Raw genomic sequence first — 15,650 nt, 5'->3', positions numbered from 1 at the left:
CGCCCGGCAGGACCGTACGGAGGGCGGGGTGACCACCACCCCGCCCTCCGGCGGTGCCCCCGCCCGGGACCGGTGGCGTGGCGTCACCCGTGCGGCCCGCTACATCTCGCGCCGCGTCGCGATCACCCTGACGCTGCTGCTCGGCGTCACGGTCATGACCTTCCTCATCGTCCAGGCCGTGCCCGGCGACGCCGCGTCGGCCAACCTGTCCGAGACGGCGCTGAACGACCCCGAGGTCGTCGCCGCGTACCGCGCCAAGTGGGGGCTCGACCAGCCGCTGCCGGTGCAGTACTGGGTGTACCTGACCCACGTGCTGCAGGGCGACCTCGGCATCTCCCAGCAGACCGGCCGCTCCGTGCTGGGCGACCTGCTCACCTACGTGCCCGCGACCCTCGAGATCGCGCTGCCGGCGATGCTGCTCGCGGTGGTCATCGGCACCGCCGTCGGCCTCTACGCGGCCGTGCACCACGACCGCACGGGTGACCAGGTCGTGCGCGTCGGCACCCTCGTCGGGCTCTCGACGCCGTCGTTCTGGCTCTCGCTCGTCGTCCTGTACGTCTTCTTCTACGTGCTGGGCGTCAGCCCGTCGGGCGGTCGGCTCAGCACGTGGATCGTGCCGCCCGAGCGCGTCACGGGCATGATGACCGTCGACGCCGCGCTTGCCGGCCGGTGGGACGTGTGGTGGGACGCCGTGCAGCACCTCGCGCTGCCGGTGCTCGTGCTGACGACGCTCACGGTCGCGGTGCTCACGCGCTTCGTGCGCTCGGCGATGCTCGAGGTGCTCGACGCCGACTACATCCGCGCCGCGCGGGCCAAGGGCCTGCCGGAGCGCACCATCCTGCGCCGCCACGTGCTGCGCGCCGGGCTCGTGCCCGTCATCACCGTCAGCGGCCTGGCGTTCGCCTCCCTGCTGTCGGGCACCGTGCTCGTCGAGCAGATCTTCGGCTGGCCCGGCGTCGGGCAGTACGCCTACCGGGCGGCGAGCGGGCTCGACATGCCCGCGATCATGGGCGTCAGCCTCTTCGTCGCGCTCGTGTACACGGCCGTCAACCTCGGCGTCGACCTGCTGTACGGCGTCATCGACCCACGGATCAGGGTGTCATGAGCTTCGAGGTCCAGCGTCCTGCCCCGGTGCCCACCGACGCGTCCGGTGACGCCCCGGGAGGCCCGGTCGACCGGCGCACCGCCCGCGCGCTCGCGCGCCGCACGTGGCCGCAGCGTCTGCGCGTCCCGTCCGTGCACGGCATCTGGCGCCAGCCCGCGGTCGTGGTCGCGCTCGTCATCGTCGTCGGCTGGCTCGTCGTGGCCGCGCTCGCGACGTGGATCGCCCCGATCGACCCGATCGCGCAGTCGCCCGACATGTACGCGCCGCCGTCGGCCGCGCACCCGTTCGGCACCGACGAGCTCGGGCGTGACGTGCTCAGCCGCGTGCTGCACGGTGCGCGCCTGTCGCTGCCGCTCGCGTTCGTCATCGTGCTGGGGTCGCTCGCCGTCGGCGGGCTGCTCGGCCTGGTGGCCGGCTACCTGGGCCGCGTCGCCGACGAGGTCATCATGCGCGTGACCGACCTCTTCTTCGCGTTCCCGCAGATCATCCTGGCCATGGCGGTGTCGGCGGCGTTCGGGCCGAGCACGCGCAACGCGGTCCTGGCGCTGATCCTGGTGTCCTGGCCGACGTACACGCGCGTCATCCGGTCCGCGGTCCTCAGCATCCGCGGGTCGGACTACCTCGCGGCCTCCCGCATGCTGGGCGTCGGGCCCGTGCAGGCGCTGCGCCGCGACGTCGTCCCGAACTCCGTGGGCCCGGCCGTCGTGCTCGCGACCCTCGAGCTCGGCAACGCGGTGCTCATGCTCGCGGCGCTGTCCTTCCTCGGTCTCGGCCCCCGCCCGCCCGCGCCGGAGTGGGGCGCCATGATCGCCGGGGGCTCGCGGGACCTGTCGATGTGGTGGGTCAGCGTGTTCCCCGGTCTGGCCATCCTCACCGTCGTCCTGGCCTTCAACGTCCTCGGCGACGCGCTGCGCGACCGTCTCGACCCCCGGCACGCGAAGGGCATGTCATGACCCGTCTGCTCGACGTCCAGGACCTGGCCGTCGCCCTGCCCGCCGCGGGTGGCGGCACCGTCCCCGTGATCCACCACGCGTCCCTGCACGTCGACGAGGGCGAGATCGTCGGCATCGCGGGCGAGTCCGGGTCCGGCAAGTCCATGACGGCGCAGGCGCTGCTGGGGCTGCTGCCCGACGGCGCCCAGGTGCGCGGCACGGCGCGGCTGGACGGCACGGACCTGCTCGCGCTGCGCGGTGCGCAGTGGAACGCGGTGCGCGGCAGGCAGGTCGCCATGGTCTTCCAGGACGCGACGTCCGCGCTGCACCCGATGCTGACGATCGGCCGGCAGCTCACCGAGCACATGCGCCTGCACCTGGGGCTCGACAAGCGCGCCGCGAACCGTCGCGCCGCCGAGCTGCTCGACCGCGTGCGCATCCCCGAGCCCGAGCGGACGCTCAAGGCCTACCCGCACCAGTTCTCCGGCGGCATGCGCCAGCGGGTGGCCATCGCCGCGGCGCTCGCGTGCAACCCGCGCCTGCTCATCGCCGACGAGCCGACGACGGCCCTCGACGTGACCGTCCAGGCGGGGATCCTCGAGCTGCTCGACGAGCTGCGGCGCGACATGGGCCTGTCGGTCCTGTTCATCACGCACGACCTGGGCGTGCTGGCCGCGCTGACGTCGCGGTCGTACGTCTTCTACGCCGGACGCGTCATGGAGCAGGCCCCGACCACGGACCTGCTGCTGGACCCGCGCCACCCGTACACCGCGGCGCTGCTGCGCGCCCGCCCGCACGCCGACGACTCCTGGGGTGCCGCCGGCACGCGCGGCACGCACGCCCTGACGACCATCCCGGGCACGCCCGCGACGCCCGCCACCGCGGGCCCCGGCTGCCCGTTCGCCCCGCGCTGCGCGTTCCGCGAGGACCGCTGCACCGACGCCCCGCCGCCGCTGCTGGCCGTGGCCCCCGGCCGCGGCGTGGCGTGCGTCGTCCAGCCCGACCTGCACGAGGTGCCCGCATGAGCCTGCTCGAGATCCGCGACGTCGAGGTCGAGTTCCGCTCGCGCAGCCGCGGCACCGTGCGCGCCGTCGACGGCGTCAGCCTCGACGTCGAGCGAGGCCAGGTCGTCGGGCTCGTCGGCGAGTCGGGGTGCGGCAAGTCGTCGCTGGCCCGGGCCGTCGTGGGGCTCGAGCCCGTGACGACCGGCTCGGTGCTGCTCGACGGCGCGCCCGTCGCACCGCTGCGGTGGCGCCGCCGCTCGGCGCACGACGTCCGCATGCAGATGGTCTTCCAGAACCCGTACGGGTCGCTCAACCCGCGCCGCACGATCGGCTCGCAGCTGCGCGACGGCCTGCGCACGCCGGCCGCCGCGGCGGACCCCGACGGCGAGGTCCGCCGGCTGCTGGACCTCGTCGGCCTGGACGAGGACGCCGCGCAGCGGTACCCCCACCAGTTCTCCGGCGGGCAGCGCCAGCGCGTCGTCATCGCCCGCGCCCTGGCGGCCGACCCCGACGTGCTCGTCGCGGACGAGCCCGTCACGGCGCTCGACGCGTCGTCGCAGGCCCAGGTGGTCAACCTGCTGGTGCGCCTGGTGCGCGAGCTGGGCCTGGGGATGCTGTTCATCTCGCACGACCTGGCGCTGGTGCACGAGATCGCGGACGTCACCGCGGTGATGTACCTGGGCCGGATCGTCGAGTCCGGGCCGACCGGCCAGGTCTGGGCGTCGCCGCAGCACCCGTACACGCGCGCGCTCATCGACGCGCTGCCGCGCATCTCGGCGCACCCGACCCTGCCGGTCGGCCTGCGCGGCGAGGTGCCGGACGCGGCGCGCATCCCCACGGGCTGCCGGTTCCGGCCGCGCTGCCCGCGCGCGATGGACGTGTGCACGGGTGAGCCGCCGGTCGTGCAGATCGGTCAGCAGTGGTCGGCGTGCTGGTTGCACGCGCAGGAGACGGCCGGCACGGGTGCCGGCGTGACGGAGGGACGGGCATGAGCACGACACGGGGGACGGTCCTGACGGGCGCGACGGTCTGGGACGGCCTGACCGACGCGGCCGTGGCCGGCCAGGCGCTGCACCTGCTGCCGGACGGCACGCTGGGGGCGGTGGGCCCGGCGGCGCAGGTGGTGGCCGGTGCTCCGGACGCGACGGTCGTCGACCTCGCGGGTGCGGTCGTCGTGCCCGGCCTGGTCAACATGCACGTGCACCTGGGCCTCGCGTTGCCCGGAGCGATGCAGGACGCCGCGCAGGGCGCGGGCGACGCGACGCTCGCGCTGCTCATGGCCGGCAACGCCGCGCAGACGCTGCGCGCCGGCGTCACCACCGTGCGCCTGGTGGGGGAGACCAACTTCGCGGACATGGCGCTGCGCACCGCGATCCGCGCCGGTCACGTCCCCGGCCCGCGGATCTTCACCGCCGGTCACGCGCTGTGCTGCACGGGCGGTCACGGGCACGACTCCGACGCGATGGAGGCCGACGGCGCGGACGGGTTCCGGCGCGCGACGCGTGTGCAGCTGCGCGCGGGCGCGGACCTCATCAAGGTCTGCGTCTCCGGCGGCATCGCGGGGCTGCACGAGGCGATCGACACCCCGCAGATGACGGACGACGAGATGGCCGCCGTCATCTCGACCGCGCACGACTGGGGCCGCAAGGTCACGGCGCACGCGGGGCCGTCACCGGTCGTGGCGCGCGCCGTCGAGCTCGGCCTGGACTGCGTCGAGCACGGCTACGACCTCACGGCCGAGGTGTGCGCGCTCATGGCGGAGCGTGGCGTCGCGTACGTCCCGACCATCACCGTGAGCCGCTGCGAGGAGTTCTTCCGCGCCAACGGCGTGCCGCAGTGGATGATCGACCGCGCGCTGGGCGCGGGGCCGGTGCACTGGCAGTCGCTGCAGCACGCGATCGCGGCCGGCGTGACGATCATGATGGGCACCGACATGCCGCCGCAGGCGGACTACGACGGCACCACCGCGACCGTCCGCGAGATGGAGTTCATGGCCGAGGCGGGCATGACGCCGCTCGACGTCCTGCGCTCGGCGACGAGCGTGCCGGCGGGCTGGCTGGGCGGTGACGAGGTCGTCGGCCGCCTGGTGCCCGGTGCCGTGGCGGACCTGCTGGTGCTCGACGCCGACCCCGTCGCCGACGTGTCGGCGCTGCGCGGGATGCACGCCGTCGTCCAGGGCGGGCGCGTCGTGCGCGACGACCGCGGCGTGCTGACCGCGCTGGGCCGCCCGTGACGGCGCCCGACCCGGCGTCCGACGGTGCCACGACCGACCTGCACGACCTGCGCGTCGTCGTCGACCGCATCGAGGGCCGTTCGGTCTGCGGCATGCGGGTGGGTGACTGCCTCGAGCTGTCGCAGTCGCGCCTGACCATCCCCGCCGGGCAGCACTTCTGCCTCTACGCCCTGTCCGCCGTCCTGCCGCTGCTGCCCGCCAAGCAGCGGGACCTCGCGCCGGGCGACTGGCTCGCGCAGGACGCGTACGTGGCGTGCCCCGACCCCGAGGAGCGGCTGATCATGCGCATCGAGCGCACCGGCCGGTCGTCCGTCCCCACCGAGGAGCTCACGTGAGCGTGCCCCCCGACCGTCCCGTCCGGATCACGGTCGCCCTGCAGTCCGACAAGACGACCGCCGAGTACGGCGCGCTGGCCGAGCGCGTCGAGGGCCACGGCTTCGACGGCCTGTCCGTGTACGCCGACCTCGGGTTCCAGCCGCCGCTGCCCGCGCTGCTCGCGGCCGCCGCGCGCACGCGTTCGCTCACGCTCGGCCCGGCGTGCCTCAACCCGTACCTCACGCACCCCGTGGAGATCGCCGGCCAGGCCGCGACGCTCGACGAGGCGAGCGGCGGCCGGTCCTACCTCGGCCTGGCGCGCGGGTCGTGGCTCGACCGTGCGGGCGTCGTGCAGGACCGGCCCGTGGCGGCGCTGGAGGACACGGTCGCGATCGTGCGGCGCCTGCTCGCGGGCGACGACTCGGGCTACGAGGGCACGGTGCACTCGCTGCCCGCCGGCACGGGCCTGCACTACCGGCCGCTGCGGCCGGTCGTCGAGGTGCTGCTGGGCGTGTGGGGCCCGCGCGGCGCGCGCCTCGCGGGGCGGATCGCCGACGAGGTGAAGATCGGCGGCTCGACGAACCCCGACATGGTGCGGCTCATGCGCACGTGGCTCGACGACGCGTCGGTGGCCGCGGGTCGCGGCGCCGGTGCGGTCGGCGTCGTCGCCGGGGCCGTCACGGTGGTCGACGAGGACGGCGCCCTGGCCCGTCGCGTCGCGCGCCGCGAGGTCGCGATGTACGTCGACGTGGTCGCGGCCCTCGACCCGACGGTCGACGTCGACCCCGCGCTGCTGCACCGGCTGCACGACCTGCTGGCGGCCGGAGCGCTCGACGAGGCCGGTGCGCTGCTGCCTGACGACCTGCTGGACCGCTTCTGCTTCGCCGGCACGCCGCAGGCGGTGGCCGAGCGGACCGTCGCGCTGGTCGAGGCGGGCGCGACGCGCGTCGAGTTCGGCACGCCGCACGGGCTGAGCGGCCCCGGCGGCATCGACCTGCTGGGCTCGGCCGTGCTGCCCGCCGTCCGCGAGGCGCTGGGTGCCACGGCGGGGGTGCCCGCGTGACGACCCGTGCCGTCCTGGACGTCTACGTCGCCGACCTGGCGCGCCTCGACCCGGACGCGGCCGAGGCACTGGGCCGCACCGGCGTCATGCGCGTGCCGGACCTGTCGCCCGACGCGTTCGCCGCGCGGAACGACCTCGACCGCCGCACGCTCGCCGCGCTGCGCGCCGCACCCGCCGACGGCCCGGACGCGACCCTGCGCCTGGCCGCGCTCGAGCGCCTCGGCAGCGACGTCGCGCTCGACGAGGTCGGCTTCACGCGCCGGCTGCTCGCGCCGCTGGCCACCCCCGTGCACCTGGTGCGGCAGGTCTTCGACGGCCTGCCGCGCGACACCGAGGCCGACTGGCACCGGTTCGCCGCGCACCTCGCGGAGGTGCCGCGCGCGCTCGAGCAGTACACGGCCACGCTGCACGACGCGGCGGACCGTGGGCACGTCGTCGCCGTGCGTCAGGTGCAGGCCGTGGCCGACCAGTGCGACACCTGGGTGCGCGACGGCTACTACCCCGCCGCGGTGCGCGACTACCCGGGCGGCGACGCGGCGCTCGGCGTCGTGCTCTGCGAGCGAGCCGACGCGGCTGCCGCGGCGACCGCCCGGTTCGCGGCCGACCTGCGCTCCCGGCTCGCACCGCGCGCCGGGCGGGCCGACGGCGTGGGGCGCGACAGCTACGCCGTGACCAGCGCCGCGTTCCTCGGCACGTCGGTCGACCTCGACGACCTGTACGCCTGGGGCTGGGACGAGATCGCGCGGCTCCAGGGCCGTGCACGCGACCTCGCGCGCGTCGTCGTCGGGACGCCCGACGTCGCCGCGGCCGTCGCCGCGCTCGACGCCGACGTCGCACGGCACGTCCAGGTCGGCGCACCGCTCGAGCGGTGGCTGCAGGACCGGCTCGACGCCGTCACCGACGCCGTCGACGGCCGCTGGTTCGACGTCCCGGCGGCCCACCGCCGCGTCGAGGCCCGCCTGACCACGGCCGCGTCGGGCGTCATGTACTACACGCCGGCCGACGCCGCGGGCACCCGCCCGGGCCGCGTGTGGTGGACCGTGCCGCCGGGCACGGCGCACGTCGCCACGTGGCGCGACGTGTCGACCGTCCACCACGAGGGCGTCCCGGGGCACCACCTGCAGCACGCGATCACGTACGGGCTGGACCTGCACCCGTGGCAGCGGCTGCTGTGCCACGTCCACGGGTACGCCGAGGGCTGGGCGCACCACGCCGAGCACCTCGCGGAGGACATCGGCCTGCTCGACGACCCGGGTGAGCGGCTCGGCGCGGTGTTCGCGCAGCTGTGGCGCGCGTGCCGCATCGTCATCGACATCGGACTGCACCTGGACCTGCCCATCCCGTCCGGGACGGGCGTGCGCTGCCTCGACGGTCAGCCCCGCTGGACCCCGGAGCTCGGGGTGCAGGTGCTGCAGGAGGTCGCCGAGGTGGACCCCACGACCGCGCGCTTCGAGGTCGACCGCTACCTGGGCTGGCCCGGGCAGGCGCTGGCCTTCAAGGTCGGCGCCCGGCTGTGGCAGCAGGTCCGCGACGAGGTCGGCGACCTCGACCTCAAGACGTTCCACATGACCGCGCTCGGCCTGGGCCCCATGGGCCTGGGGCCGCTGCGGACCGCCCTGACCAACGGTGCCCTGCGGGGCACCCCGTCCGACAGGACCGACGCATGACCACCGACGCCCGCGGCGAGATCGTCTCCCGCATCTCGACGATGTACGACGCGCTGGGCGACCGGCCGCGGTTCGACGCGCACCTGCACCCGGACGTGCTCATGTGGGAGTCGGACGCCGAGGGGCTCCTGCGCGGGCTGCCCGCGCTCGACACGCTGCGCGACGAGCGCCGTGCGCGTGCCGCCGACGGCCCGCGGCCGGTGTCGGTCGTGCCGCACGTGGTCGCCGCCGACGTGTGGGGCGACACGGGCGTGGTCCGCTACGAGCTGCACGCCACGTACGTCGACGGCACCCCCGACGAGGTCTTCCGCGTCACCGACGTGCTGCGCCGCGAGGACGGCACGTGGCGGATCGTGCACCACCACGCAGAGCGCCGGGACTGACCGGGCGCTCGTCGTCGGGCTGGTGGCCTGACGCGCCGACGGCGTCGTCACAGCAGCGCGCGCGCCCGGTCGTACTGCGGGGGCAGGGGCAGGTCGACGCCCAGGGCCAGCGCGGCCCGGTGGGGCCAGAACGGGTCGACGAGCAGCGGGCGGGCCAGCGCGACGGCGTCGGCGGACCCGCCGGCGACCACCTGCTCGGCCTGCGCCGGGTCGGTGATGGCGCCCACCGCGATCGTCGGCACGCCCGCCTCGGCCCGCACGCGTGCGGCGAGCGGCACCTGGTAGCCCGGCTCCACCGGGATGTGGACGCGCGGCAGGTTGCCGCCCGTCGAGACGTGCACCATGTCGACGCCCACGAGGTCGCGCGCGAGGCGCACGGTGTCGTCGCCCGTCCACCCGGCGGGCTCCACCCAGTCGGTCGCGGACACGCGCACCAGCACCGGCATGTCGTCGGGCACCGCGGCGCGCACGGCCGACGTGACCTCCCGGACGAGACGTGTGCGGTTCTCGAACGAGCCGCCGTACGCGTCGTCGCGCACGTTGGAGTCCGGGGAGCAGAACTGGTGCAGCAGGTAGCCGTGCGCGGCGTGCACCTCGACCACGTCGTACCCGGCGGCGACCGCGCGACGGGCCGCGGCGGCGAACGCCTCCACGACGCCGGCGATCGCGTCGGTCGTCAGCGGGACCGGCGTCGGGTGCCCGTCCGCGAACGGCACGGCGCTGGGCCCCACGACCGGCCAGCCGCCCGCGTCGGCGCCCAGCGGCCCGCCGCTGCGCCACGGGGCGTCGGTGCTCGCCTTGCGGCCCGCGTGCGCCAGCTGGATGCCCGCGGGCACCCCCTGCGCGTGCAGCAGGTCGACGACCCGCCGGTGCGCCGCGACCTGCGCGTCGTCCCAGATGCCCAGGTCGAAGGGGCTGATGCGCCCCTCGGGGACGACGGCCGTCGCCTCGACGATCACGAGGGCCGCGCCGCCCGCCGCGCGCGCACCGTAGTGCTGCACGTGCCAGTCGTTCGGCGCACCCGCGTCCGGGCCGTCGGCGGCGGCCGAGTACTGGCACATCGGCGCCATCCACACGCGGTGCGCGAACGTGGTGCCGCGCAGGGTGAGGGGCGAGAACAGGGCGGAGGGCATGTCCTCAGTCTGACCGGTGCCGCGGGACCCCGCGTCGGTCGCGGGCGTCACGTGGCGGACGTCACGGCCGGGCCGAGCATGGGCACGGCGACGCCGGCGTCTCAGCGGTGCGCGCGGTCCTGCTCGGAGGGCTCCGTCCAGCCCGACGCCTCCAGCGGCGAGCCTCCGGGCACGATCCGCTGCGCCGGAGAGGGCACGCGGACCGGGGGAGGCGTGCGCCGCACGAGGCCGAGGGCCAGAGCGAGCTCTCTCTCGCCGTGACGCCGGATGTCGCTCGCGGTCTCGGCGGTGCGCCTGGTCATCTCTCCTCCTCGCCGGACGGCGACGTGCGGGTGCTGCTACGCACATCGTCGGCACGCCGCCGGCCGGGCTCAAGGGACGCCGTCGGAGATGGTGCGGGGGGTGGTCCACGGGTTACCTCACGAGCGGACCGCCGGCTGCACGCCACGCCATGAGACCGCCCGCGAGGTCGACCACGTCGAAGCCCCGCTCCGTGAGCAGCCGCGCTGCACCGCGCGACAGCAGACCCGCGGTGCAGAACGTCACGATGAGCCGGTCGTCGGGGAGCTCGAGGGCTCGTGCCTCGAGGTCGCGCAGCGGCAGGTGCACGGCGCCGGGGACGTGCTGACGCGCCCACTCCCGCCCGCCGCGCACGTCCACCACCAGGGCCCCGGCCTCGACCAGACGCATCGCCTCGTGCGCGTCGACCGTCGGGATCCGCCGCAGCCGGTCGCGGAAGCTCATCGGCGTGCCTCGCGCCGCACGTTGCGCAGGGTGAGGACGCCGCCGACGACGGGGACGAGCGCGGCGAGCCGGGTGCGCAGCTGCAGGTCGCGGCCGAGCAGCGCGGTGACCGCGACCGTCAGGTAGAGGGCGCCGTGGACGGGGCCGAGCGCCGACGTGATGCCGTCGGCGTGGACCGTGACGAGGTTGCCCAGCAGCACCAGGACGCTGAGCGTCTCGAGCACGGACAGGACGTCGAGGACCCGCAGCAGCGGCCTCATGCCGCGGCCCCCGGCCGCACGACCATGAGCACGACGACGGTCGTCCAGAGCACGTTGAACACCCCGGCCAGCCCGCGCAGCGCGCGGAGCCGGGTGCCGTCGTCGGGCGTCTCGAGCGCCTCGCGCTGCAGGGGGGTGATGCGCAGGACGAGGACCCCGCCCGCGACGGCGGTGAGCACCATCGCGGCCGTCACCCAGACCTCCGAGAGCCGCCCCTGCACGCCCGCGAGCACGAGCCCGACGACGGGGACGGTCAGCGCGAGCGCACCGTACAGCCGGGTGACGCGGTGCAGCGCCGACGCGACGGCCGCGGCGCGCCCGACGTCGTCGCCGGGGGTGTGGTCGCGTGCGTCGACCACCGGGGCGTACCGGGGGAAGAGGCTGGTGGTGACGGCGACCGGGCCGACGAAGAGGATGCCCGCGACGACGTGCGCGGCGAGCAGGAGGCGTTCCATACCTTCAGTCTAACTGAAGGTTGCTCCTCATCGCCCGCAGCTCGTCGCGCAACGCGTCGACGAGGCCGGGGTGGGACGCGGAGAACCGGGCGTCGAGCTCGGTCACCCGGGCGCCCGCCTCCGCGAGCAGCTGCTCACCCGCCGCCGTCACGCGCAGCCGCGACGCGGACCCGGCGTGCGCGGTCGCGTCCTGCACGAGACCCGCAGCGGCGAACGCCGCGACCGTCGCGTGCGCGCTCTGCACGGTGATGCGCGAGCGGCGCGCGAGATCGCTGAACGAGATGCCCGGCGTCCCGCGGATGTGCCCGAGCAGCCCGTACTTGCGGGTCGTCAGGCCCAGGGGCTTGAGCGCGTCGGTGAGCGCCGCGTCCCAGGCGCGCGAGAGCGTCAGGAGGGTCACCGTGGGGCTGAACGGCGGTTCCTGGGGCATGTCCGCAGGCTAACGGCGCAAGGCTCGTGGCACCGTCCCGTGACCCGCGCGCCGCCGGCCGTGCAACCCCGTTAGCGCTGAGTCGCCACTCGCCTCACGGCCGGCTCCGCCCAGCCCGACGCCTCGAGCGGCGAACGGCCGGGGACGATCTGCTGCGCGAACGAGGGCAGCCGCACCGGCGGGGGCGTGCGTCGCGCGAGGCCGAGGGCCACGGCGAGCGCCCGCTCGCCGTCCCGCCGGACGTCGCTCGCCGTGAGAGCGGTTGTTGTGCTCATCGCCGATCTCCTCCCCGGGCCGTGCGCTGATGTGCGTACGTCCCTCTATCGACAAGGAGGGGCGAGGGGCTGAGAAGATTCACCCCGGCCCGGTGACGAGTGGGGGCACACCCTCGAGCGCTTCGTCCGGCGCCACTCCGCCGTACCCGACCGACACCACGCGCAGCGAGAACGGTTTCGTCAGGGTTCGGTACCAGCTCGTCCACGCGTCGGGCGACGGGGGCGTGCGCATCCACGGGCTGGGGCTGAGTGAGAACGCGCTCGACGTTCGAATCGTCGGGTCGTGAAACGAGGAGAAGGACGCAGTGGCACAAGCAGCGGCGGCACAAGAGGTAGCAGTCCTACTCGAGGCGCTCGGGCAGGTCGCGTGGCCGGCCGATCGCGAGGTAGTGCTTCGGTTGGCCGAGGGCCTCGGCTGGAGAGTGACCCGCGCGAGCTCGGCGGGCCTCCGCTTCGTCACCTCTCTAGCCGTCGACGACCCTCGGGCGCGGGCGCTGCTCGGCGACGAAGCGGCGGGTACCTCGACACTCGAGTCCCTCACTGTGAACGTCTCCGACCGGGACGAGGCGGACGCCGCGGCCGTGCACGCTGCTTTCGAGAGCGTCTGCGCCTCCGTCGCCGACGTACTCGGGCCTGAGGTACGGCGCGATGCGTGGGAGTACCCCCGCCGCGCGTGGGACTTGGCGAGCGGTGGTCGAATCGTCCTGCAGGATCTGCACGATGTCGTGATCCTCAAGCTGCTCTCGCGCGACATGGCGGACCTCGAGCGTGACGAGGTGCGGCTGGGTATCGACCCGAACCGTGTACCTGGAACGGGCCACGACGACCTCGAGAACGCGCTGCGCCAGGTGCGCCGCTGTGGCCGATCCGAAGGTCGGGGCCAATAGGTGAACGTGCAGGTCAGGAGGGAGTCAGGTGGGCCCCGTGGGGATCGAACCCACAACCCGCGGATTAAAAGTCCGCTGCTCTGCCAATTGAGCTAGAGGCCCGGGACGAGCACTCATTCACTGAGACAAGGATCGAGAGAACTCGAGAGAGAACCCCTGGTCAGCCGTGCAGGTCCGCGCACCCAGGGTACGCGGCGGGGTCGTCCGACTGGGCGCGTTCGTGGCTGCGGCCTCCTCGGCGTTCAGGACCACTCACGCCGCCCGTTGCTCGTGTCTCGCCGATGTCTTCGACCGGACACGCACGCCCCTGGGTACGGCTGAGGGGCCGGCCACCTTCGGGACGCGCACCGGAGGTGCCCCGGTCTCGCCCGCGCATCCCTACTCCTGGACATCTGTCCAAGATCACCCGTTCGGCAGGCGAAACGGACAACAAAGACATCCTAAATTCATGGCGCCCGGGCAAACCGGGAGTCATCGGATCCATTCCCCCCACCGGAGCCTCACAGCCCGGTGCGTCGACCCCGTCGGCGGATCCGTCCACGAGAGGACCTCCATGAACAAGCGCACCACTCGCGTCGTCGGATTCGTCGGCTCCGTCGCCGCGACCGTCGGCCTCCTCGCGCTGGCCGCCACCGGCACGGGCGCCTACTTCTCCGACACCGAGACGGGCACCATCAAGGGCACCGTCGGCTCCATCACGGTCAACGCCGACCTGGACGTCGACCTGGGCACCGTCCTGCCCGGCGACACGGTCTCAAGCGCGACCACGGTGACGAACACCGGCAACAGCCCGGTGGACCTCTGGGTGTCGATCCCGGCGGTGGTGAGGGCGCAGCACGCGCTCATCGACCTCAACGTGAACGGGACCAACGTGCTCACTGCCGACTACGTGAACGTCGGGCGGCTCGACGTCGGCGGGCAGGCGACGCTGCCGGTCGTGCTGAGCGTCGACAGCTCGGTCGACAACGACAGCCACGGCGCCCTCCAGGGCCTGAACCTCAGCACCGGCTACAAGGTCGTCGCGACGCAGATCAACGTCCACCCCGCCTCCTGATCCGACTCGGCACTCCGACCGGGGCGGGCGTTCTCCCCGCCCGCCCCGGTCGTCCTCCGGAGGTTCCTGTGCTCGTCCTCAAGCGTCTGACCAGGGTCGTCGCCGTCGTGCTCGTGCTCGGCACCGTCACCACAGGAGCCGTCCTGTGGTTCTCGGGGCACCGGATGTTCGCGGTGGCCTCCGCGTCGATGACCCCGGCGCTGCCCGTGGGCGACCTCGTGCTCACCGCACCGCCCCGTGACGTCGAGATCGGCGACGTCGTGACGTTCCCGGCCCCGCAGGGCGCCCGGTACGGCTACGTGACGCACCGCGTCGCCCGCGTCGACAGCAGCACCGACGGCGGGTCCCTGACGACCCGTGGCGACGCCAACGAGACGGTCGACCCGTCGCCGGTCGACGCCGCGGACGTCGTCGGCGTCGTGCATGGCCAGATCCCGCGTGCCGGCTACGCACTCGTCTTCCTGCAGCAGCCGGCGGGTCTCGCCGCCGTCGTCACGGGCCTGTTCTCGGTGGCGCTGCTGTGGGACCTGTTCTTCCCGGAGCAGCCGCACGCAGCTGCGGCCCGGCCGCAGCGCGCCGCCCTGCCCCGCGGTCCGGTCCGCCCGAACGAGGCCGCGGTCGCGACGTAGCGGCGGTGCGAAGGTCATCGGACTGGTTCGGGGACCGGTAGCCCAGGCCGGAGTGGCGTCGGACCGGGTTGTAGAAGCCTTCGATCCATTCGAAGATCGCCGAGGGCAGCTCCACGCGGGAGGCCCAGGAGCGCCGGTCCACAAGCTCGCGCTGCATGGTCGACCAGAACGACTCGATCATCGTGTTGTCCACGCTCGAGGCGACCCGGCCCATGGATCCGAGCAGGCCTGCCGAGCGCAGCCGGTGCCCGAAGATCCAGGACGTGTACTGCGCTCCGCGATCCGCGTGCACGATCGCAGCACCGTTGCCGCCGCCATGGCACACCGGGCCACGCGCCCGTCCATGCCGCGGACGCTAGCGCAGCCTCCGCGAGGGCGGGGGCGTTCTGCGAGGACGCGCGACGACGTCACCCCGGTGGGCCGCGGGTGACCGACGCGGGGACAGCGGCGCGGACGCTCAGCAGCGCGGCGCGGGCTCGTCGATCCGCGGTGTCGACGCGCCGGCGGCCGGGTAGATCCGCGTGATCGACAGGACGGCCGTCGTGCTGCTCGGGTTGGTCACCTGGTGCGGCCCGACCTCGGTGAACGCGTCGCCGGGGCCGAACCGCTGCGACGTGCACCCGGTCTGCCGGACGACCTCGCCCGACCGGACGACCACCACGACGATCCCCGGGTGCGAGTGCCACCCGGAGAAGGCGCCGGGCGGGTAGGTGAGGTCGAAGGTCGTGACGTCGGTCGGCCCGTGGCTCATGAGCCGCACGCCGTCCTGCTGGACCTTGAGGACGCCGCGGCCCGCGCTGCCGTCCAGGCGGCCGGTCACGGAGTCGGTGGTGACGGTGGTGCCGGAGCCGGGCGTGCCGACGGCCGCGGTGACGATCGTGACGGTGCCGACGGCGACGAGCGCGCCGGCGGTGAGGACAGGACGAAGACGCATGGCGGTGCCTCCCTGCGGATCACGGCGTACGCCACGGCGCGCGCGGGACGACGCCGGCGAGCGTGCGCGGCCAGGCTGACGGCGGCGCGGGCCCGGCCCGTGCGCCGTGGCGGCGCCGTGCGGCGTCGCGGACGTCGCGGCGGACCG

Annotated in this window: 20 protein-coding genes, 1 tRNA gene and 1 pseudogene; 12 read left to right on the top strand and 10 right to left on the bottom strand. The window is 74.5% G+C overall.

The window, feature by feature from the left end; all coding sequences use genetic code 11:
• Positions 1 to 28 precede the first annotated feature (28 nt).
• From KKR89_RS14325 to KKR89_RS14285, 9 genes are read left to right on the top strand one after another with little or no spacing between them, the layout of a single operon-like run.
• A complete protein-coding gene (locus KKR89_RS14325; RefSeq protein ID WP_251140904.1) occupies positions 29 to 1,105 on the top strand; it encodes an ABC transporter permease in 1,077 nt (358 codons plus the stop codon).
• Positions 1,102 to 2,058, top strand: a complete 957-nt coding sequence (locus tag KKR89_RS14320; protein ID WP_208196025.1) for an ABC transporter permease — start codon at positions 1,102 to 1,104, stop codon at positions 2,056 to 2,058. The genes KKR89_RS14325 and KKR89_RS14320 overlap by 4 nt, the downstream gene beginning before the upstream one ends.
• Complete coding sequence (locus tag KKR89_RS14315) at positions 2,055 to 3,062, top strand: ABC transporter ATP-binding protein (protein WP_208196024.1); 1,008 nt, start codon at positions 2,055 to 2,057, stop codon at positions 3,060 to 3,062. Before KKR89_RS14320 ends, KKR89_RS14315 begins: the two co-directional genes overlap by 4 nt.
• Positions 3,059 to 4,033 carry an ABC transporter ATP-binding protein gene (locus tag KKR89_RS14310; protein ID WP_208196023.1) on the top strand — a complete coding sequence of 325 codons (975 nt, stop codon included), beginning with the start codon at positions 3,059 to 3,061 and terminating at the stop codon, positions 4,031 to 4,033. The genes KKR89_RS14315 and KKR89_RS14310 overlap by 4 nt, the downstream gene beginning before the upstream one ends.
• On the top strand, positions 4,030 to 5,274 hold the full coding sequence (locus tag KKR89_RS14305) for an amidohydrolase family protein (protein ID WP_208196022.1): 1,245 nt from the start codon (positions 4,030 to 4,032) through the stop codon (positions 5,272 to 5,274). The genes KKR89_RS14310 and KKR89_RS14305 overlap by 4 nt, the downstream gene beginning before the upstream one ends.
• Positions 5,271 to 5,609 (top strand): TIGR04076 family protein, encoded by a 339-nt coding sequence (locus KKR89_RS14300; protein ID WP_208196021.1) that lies wholly within the window; start codon positions 5,271 to 5,273, stop codon positions 5,607 to 5,609. The genes KKR89_RS14305 and KKR89_RS14300 overlap by 4 nt, the downstream gene beginning before the upstream one ends.
• Entirely contained in the window at positions 5,606 to 6,652 is a 1,047-nt protein-coding gene (locus KKR89_RS14295; protein ID WP_251140903.1) for an LLM class flavin-dependent oxidoreductase, read from the top strand. Before KKR89_RS14300 ends, KKR89_RS14295 begins: the two co-directional genes overlap by 4 nt.
• Positions 6,649 to 8,319: a DUF885 domain-containing protein gene (locus KKR89_RS14290; RefSeq protein ID WP_251140902.1), complete on the top strand. Its 1,671-nt coding sequence runs from the start codon at positions 6,649 to 6,651 to the stop codon at positions 8,317 to 8,319. Before KKR89_RS14295 ends, KKR89_RS14290 begins: the two co-directional genes overlap by 4 nt.
• On the top strand, positions 8,316 to 8,702 hold the full coding sequence (locus KKR89_RS14285) for a nuclear transport factor 2 family protein (RefSeq protein WP_208196020.1): 387 nt from the start codon (positions 8,316 to 8,318) through the stop codon (positions 8,700 to 8,702). Before KKR89_RS14290 ends, KKR89_RS14285 begins: the two co-directional genes overlap by 4 nt.
• 47 nt (positions 8,703 to 8,749) lie before the next feature.
• On the opposite strand, the gene KKR89_RS14280 is transcribed toward KKR89_RS14285, so the two are convergent.
• The 7 genes from KKR89_RS14280 to KKR89_RS14250 all read right to left on the bottom strand — a co-directional run bounded on the left by KKR89_RS14280 (position 8,750) and on the right by KKR89_RS14250 (position 11,999).
• A complete protein-coding gene (locus tag KKR89_RS14280; RefSeq protein WP_208196019.1) occupies positions 8,750 to 9,835 on the bottom strand; it encodes an NADH:flavin oxidoreductase/NADH oxidase in 1,086 nt (361 codons plus the stop codon).
• Between the two features lie 101 nt (positions 9,836 to 9,936).
• A complete protein-coding gene (locus tag KKR89_RS14275) occupies positions 9,937 to 10,137 on the bottom strand; it encodes a hypothetical protein (RefSeq protein ID WP_208196018.1) in 201 nt (66 codons plus the stop codon).
• 112 nt (positions 10,138 to 10,249) lie between these two features.
• A complete protein-coding gene (locus KKR89_RS14270) occupies positions 10,250 to 10,579 on the bottom strand; it encodes a rhodanese-like domain-containing protein (protein WP_208196017.1) in 330 nt (109 codons plus the stop codon).
• Positions 10,576 to 10,839, bottom strand: coding sequence for a hypothetical protein (locus tag KKR89_RS14265; protein ID WP_208196016.1), 264 nt, complete (start codon positions 10,837 to 10,839; stop codon positions 10,576 to 10,578). Before KKR89_RS14265 ends, KKR89_RS14270 begins: the two co-directional genes overlap by 4 nt.
• Positions 10,836 to 11,294, bottom strand: coding sequence for a hypothetical protein (locus KKR89_RS14260; protein WP_243882628.1), 459 nt, complete (start codon positions 11,292 to 11,294; stop codon positions 10,836 to 10,838). Before KKR89_RS14260 ends, KKR89_RS14265 begins: the two co-directional genes overlap by 4 nt.
• 4 nt (positions 11,295 to 11,298) lie before the next feature.
• Positions 11,299 to 11,724 carry a MarR family winged helix-turn-helix transcriptional regulator gene (locus KKR89_RS14255; protein WP_208196015.1) on the bottom strand — a complete coding sequence of 142 codons (426 nt, stop codon included), beginning with the start codon at positions 11,722 to 11,724 and terminating at the stop codon, positions 11,299 to 11,301.
• A 71-nt stretch (positions 11,725 to 11,795) separates the two neighbouring features.
• Entirely contained in the window at positions 11,796 to 11,999 is a 204-nt protein-coding gene (locus KKR89_RS14250) for a hypothetical protein (RefSeq protein WP_208196014.1), read from the bottom strand.
• Positions 12,000 to 12,304: 305 nt separating this feature from the next.
• Between KKR89_RS14250 and KKR89_RS14245 the strand changes: the two genes are divergently transcribed.
• Positions 12,305 to 12,886 carry a DUF6301 family protein gene (locus KKR89_RS14245; protein WP_256443191.1) on the top strand — a complete coding sequence of 194 codons (582 nt, stop codon included), beginning with the start codon at positions 12,305 to 12,307 and terminating at the stop codon, positions 12,884 to 12,886.
• Between the two features lie 29 nt (positions 12,887 to 12,915).
• Here KKR89_RS14245 and KKR89_RS14240 read toward each other — a convergent pair.
• Positions 12,916 to 12,988 (bottom strand) — tRNA-Lys (locus KKR89_RS14240).
• Positions 12,989 to 13,439: 451 nt separating this feature from the next.
• Between KKR89_RS14240 and KKR89_RS14235 the strand changes: the two genes are divergently transcribed.
• Complete coding sequence (locus KKR89_RS14235) at positions 13,440 to 13,940, top strand: TasA family protein (RefSeq protein WP_208196012.1); 501 nt, start codon at positions 13,440 to 13,442, stop codon at positions 13,938 to 13,940.
• Positions 13,941 to 14,008: 68 nt separating this feature from the next.
• Positions 14,009 to 14,569 (top strand): signal peptidase I, encoded by a 561-nt coding sequence (locus KKR89_RS14230; protein WP_208196011.1) that lies wholly within the window; start codon positions 14,009 to 14,011, stop codon positions 14,567 to 14,569.
• Between the two features lie 34 nt (positions 14,570 to 14,603).
• On the opposite strand, the pseudogene KKR89_RS18400 reads toward KKR89_RS14230, so the two are convergent.
• Positions 14,604 to 14,783: pseudogene (locus KKR89_RS18400) on the bottom strand (integrase core domain-containing protein); the annotation flags it as partial.
• Positions 14,784 to 15,026: 243 nt separating this feature from the next.
• The gene (locus tag KKR89_RS14225) at positions 15,027 to 15,503 is read right to left on the bottom strand and encodes a cupin domain-containing protein (protein WP_208196010.1); all 477 of its coding nucleotides are present in this window, start codon (positions 15,501 to 15,503) and stop codon (positions 15,027 to 15,029) included.
• Positions 15,504 to 15,650: the final 147 nt, after the last annotated feature.

It is taken from the genome of Cellulomonas dongxiuzhuiae, from assembly GCF_018623035.1.
Lineage (GTDB): Bacteria > Actinomycetota > Actinomycetes > Actinomycetales > Cellulomonadaceae > Cellulomonas > Cellulomonas dongxiuzhuiae.
This window is presented reverse-complemented; position numbering and strand designations above follow the sequence as displayed.

Coding starts and splice junctions, on each gene's coding strand:
- KKR89_RS14255 (WP_208196015.1), bottom strand. CDS start 11,724: ATGCCCCAGGAACCGCCGTTCAGCCCCACGGTGACCCTCCTGACGCTC.
- KKR89_RS14250 (WP_208196014.1), bottom strand. CDS start 11,999: ATGAGCACAACAACCGCTCTCACGGCGAGCGACGTCCGGCGGGACGGC.
- KKR89_RS14305 (WP_208196022.1), top strand. CDS start 4,030: ATGAGCACGACACGGGGGACGGTCCTGACGGGCGCGACGGTCTGGGAC.
- KKR89_RS14260 (WP_243882628.1), bottom strand. CDS start 11,294: ATGGAACGCCTCCTGCTCGCCGCGCACGTCGTCGCGGGCATCCTCTTC.
- KKR89_RS14280 (WP_208196019.1), bottom strand. CDS start 9,835: ATGCCCTCCGCCCTGTTCTCGCCCCTCACCCTGCGCGGCACCACGTTC.
- KKR89_RS14285 (WP_208196020.1), top strand. CDS start 8,316: ATGACCACCGACGCCCGCGGCGAGATCGTCTCCCGCATCTCGACGATG.
- KKR89_RS14310 (WP_208196023.1), top strand. CDS start 3,059: ATGAGCCTGCTCGAGATCCGCGACGTCGAGGTCGAGTTCCGCTCGCGC.
- KKR89_RS14275 (WP_208196018.1), bottom strand. CDS start 10,137: ATGACCAGGCGCACCGCCGAGACCGCGAGCGACATCCGGCGTCACGGC.
- KKR89_RS14270 (WP_208196017.1), bottom strand. CDS start 10,579: ATGAGCTTCCGCGACCGGCTGCGGCGGATCCCGACGGTCGACGCGCAC.
- KKR89_RS14225 (WP_208196010.1), bottom strand. CDS start 15,503: ATGCGTCTTCGTCCTGTCCTCACCGCCGGCGCGCTCGTCGCCGTCGGC.
- KKR89_RS14320 (WP_208196025.1), top strand. CDS start 1,102: ATGAGCTTCGAGGTCCAGCGTCCTGCCCCGGTGCCCACCGACGCGTCC.
- KKR89_RS14235 (WP_208196012.1), top strand. CDS start 13,440: ATGAACAAGCGCACCACTCGCGTCGTCGGATTCGTCGGCTCCGTCGCC.
- KKR89_RS14265 (WP_208196016.1), bottom strand. CDS start 10,839: ATGAGGCCGCTGCTGCGGGTCCTCGACGTCCTGTCCGTGCTCGAGACG.
- KKR89_RS14315 (WP_208196024.1), top strand. CDS start 2,055: ATGACCCGTCTGCTCGACGTCCAGGACCTGGCCGTCGCCCTGCCCGCC.